Genomic DNA, 3,198 nt, shown 5'->3' with positions numbered 1-3,198 from the left:
GCCCCACCCCCTGGCATCCCGGTGCTCCTGCAACTGTGTTGCAGGAGCACATTCGTCCCGGTTATGGTCGTGCCTGCCCGGCCGGCAGGGCACCATCCGAGACCGGTTACGGGGCGCAACGAGGGGGCTCGCCCATGACCACGCCCGTCGTCACCGGATCAGGACGGAATCCGCGGGCCCGGGTGGGGGGCGCGCTCGACCGGCGGGAGTGGACGACGATCGGCGCCATGGCCGCCGTCATCATCGGCCTGCACGTGGTCGGTTGGATCCTGCTGACGGCTGTCATCGCGCCGCACCACTACCGGTTCGGCGCCGACGGCCAGGTTTTCGGCGTCGGCCTCGGGGTCACCGCCTACACCCTCGGGCTTCGGCACGCGTTCGACGCCGACCACATCGCCGCGATCGACAACACCACCCGCAAGCTCATGACGGACGGTCGGCGGCCGCTGTCCGTCGGATTCTTCTTCTCCCTCGGCCACTCGACGGTCGTGTTCGCGCTGGCCATCCTGTTCGGCGTCGGGGTGCGCTCGCTGGCCGGCCAGGTCTCCGACGACGGGTCGACCCTGCACGACGTCACCGGCTGGATCGGCACCACCGTCTCCGGCGGCTTCCTCTATCTCATCGCCGGAATCAATCTCGTCGTTCTCGTCGGCATCGTCGCCGTGTTCCGCGACATGCGCCGCGGCGTCGTGGACGAAGCGGCGCTGGAGGAGCGGCTGAATTCCCGCGGATTCGCCAACCGCTTCCTCGGCCGCCTCACCCGGGCGATCACCCGACCGTGGCAGATGTATCCGCTGGGGCTGCTGTTCGGCCTGGGGTTCGACACGGCGACGGAGGTCGCCCTGCTGTTCCTCGCCGCGGGCGCCGCCGGCAGCGGACTGCCCTGGTACGCCATTATCGTGCTGCCGGTCCTCTTCGCCGCCGGGATGAGTCTGCTGGACACCATCGACGGATCGTTCATGAACTTCGCCTACGGCTGGGCCTTCTCCAAACCGGTCCGCAAGGCGTACTACAACATCACCGTCACGGGCCTGTCGGTCGCGGTCGCGTTCCTCATCGGCACCGTCGAGCTGCTCGGCATCCTCACCGAGAAGGCGCACCTGTCGGGTGGCTTCTGGGACTGGGTCTCGGGACTCGACCTGAACGTCGTCGGCTACTTCATCGTCGGCCTGTTCGTCGTCACCTGGGCGGTAAGCCTGCTGGTGTGGAAGATCGGCCGCATCGAGGAGAGGTGGACGGTGACGGCGGGGCCCGAAGGCGGCCAGCCCGGGCCGACAGCCTGAGCGGGTCTCTGCGGCGAACTCGGCCAGACCAGCCCAACCTCGAATACGCACGGTTAACGCATGGCCGGGCCGCGCGGACGAGCCGCCCTTTCTGTTCCACTTTGCCCTGACATTGCCGACCCGCTCGACACGCGGATTCCATCCGCTCCAACACGCAGAGTAATTATGATCTTAGTCTGTGCCTAGTATTCCCTCTGCTAGCGACTGGCCACGACCGACATACGTCGATCCCGAGGACCGATTGCATCAGGCGGGGGAATGACTCGAATAGTGCAGGAAAGGCCATCCCTGGGCCGCCACCGGCGGAAATCCCGGTCATGGGGTCCGAGTAGAGATCGGGCGACAGGAGCAACTTCGGGAAAGTTTCGGGCGGATCAACCACGAGCAATCCGTCGATGGCTTCTTCTCGCCGTCCTCTGCCTCGCCCCGCTCTTTCTGATGGGAGGACGGATAAACCCGGCGCTCGCGGTCTTCGAGCAGACGGGAACTATTGAGGACGACAGCCGTCAACTCAACTATGTGAACGTGTGGACCACCTGTGGTGGATGCGCGCCGCCCACCGACAACAGCAGCTACCGCTACTCCGTCAAAGCGGGGGCGACCGTCGGGATCCGCTTCACCGGTGCCCAGATCGACATCTACGGCATCCGGTCCCCGCAGGGCGGGATCATCACCGTGAGCATAGACGGGCAGACCCCCTACGCCGTCAACACCTTCGCTCCGTCGTCCAACAAGGCGCTGCTCTACCGCTCGTCGGTGCTCAGCGACGGCCCGCACACCGCCTTCGTCGTCAACGTCGGCCGGTCCGCGGGCGGATCGACGGGCACCTGGGTCGGTTTCGACAAGGCCGACACGTTCCACGAGATAGCCCCACCGACCACGCCACCGACACAGCCAAACCGTTCCGGACTGCCGTGGCTGTCGGGAGTCAACGGGGATCCGATCATGGTACCGGCCACCGTGGACAGCTTCTGCGCCGACCGCGGCAGCCCCTGCGACCTCTCGCACGTCTTCGTGAGCCGCAACAACTGGCAGGGCATGGTCGCCCCGTCGTGGGCGGAGCAGAACTTCGCCGGATGGCCGGGCCGGCTGGTCATCTCCGTGCCGCCGTTCCCCGAGAGCATCGGGGCCTCCCTGGAGACCTGCGCGACGGGGGCCTACGACACCTACTGGCGGCAGTTCGGCAACACCCTGAACTCGACCGGCCGGCAGAATTCCATCATCCGGATCGCGTGGGAGGGAAACGGCGACTGGTACCAGTGGTCCGGGCGGAACCCAACCGCGTACGTCAACTGCTGGCGTAAGGTCGCCGACGCCATCCGGGCGACGGCGAATCCCGATCCGCTGCTCGACTGGTCCATCAACGCCCATTACTCCCAGAACCCGCCGAGCCACAACCCGACGGACCTCTACCCGGGTGACCAGTGGGTCGATCTGATCGGCATCGACGCCTACGACCACTACCCACCGTCGCGGACGTCCGCGGAGTTCACCAAGCAGGCGAACGAGACCGGCGGCATCACGTGGCTGTGGAACTTCGCCCGCCAGCACGGGAAACTCTTCGGCGTCGGGGAATGGGGCGTGGTCAGCGGTCGCGACGACAACGGCGCCGGCGACAACCCGAACTACATCCAGTTCATGTGGGACTGGCTGCGGGAACGGGCCGGTAAGGGACTGTACTACGAGAACTACTTCAACACCTGCGAGCCTCCCAACGTCGGATCGAACCTCTATCGACCGACAGACACCGAGCACTGCCTGTTCAAAAACAATCAGTCAGCGCTGCGCTACGGCACCCTGTGGTGATGGGCGCGGCCACTCGGGCCGTCCCACCGCCCACCGGCAACCGGCACTGACGACGACCAGGCGGGGCGGCGGGATCCCTTTTCGCCACCCCGCCCTCGCCTCGCCACCC

2 protein-coding genes are annotated in these 3,198 nt (G+C 66.5%); both read left to right on the top strand.

The genetic code is table 11. The annotated features are described in order from the left end of the window. Nucleotides 1-134: 134 nt before the first annotated feature. The gene (gene nicT / locus NBZ83_RS31120) at nucleotides 135-1,283 is read left to right on the top strand and encodes a Nickel transporter NicT (RefSeq protein ID WP_261567641.1); all 1,149 of its coding nucleotides are present in this window, start codon (nucleotides 135-137) and stop codon (nucleotides 1,281-1,283) included. Nucleotides 1,284-1,721: 438 nt separating this feature from the next. Next, a complete protein-coding gene (locus NBZ83_RS31115) occupies nucleotides 1,722-3,089 on the top strand; it encodes a glycoside hydrolase family 26 protein (protein ID WP_261567642.1) in 1,368 nt (455 codons plus the stop codon). The last annotated feature ends 109 nt before the right edge of the window (nucleotides 3,090-3,198 follow it).

Origin of the sequence: Frankia gtarii, assembly GCF_025403375.1 — a bacterium.
Lineage (GTDB): Bacteria > Actinomycetota > Actinomycetes > Frankiales > Frankiaceae > Frankia > Frankia gtarii.
This window is presented reverse-complemented; position numbering and strand designations above follow the sequence as displayed.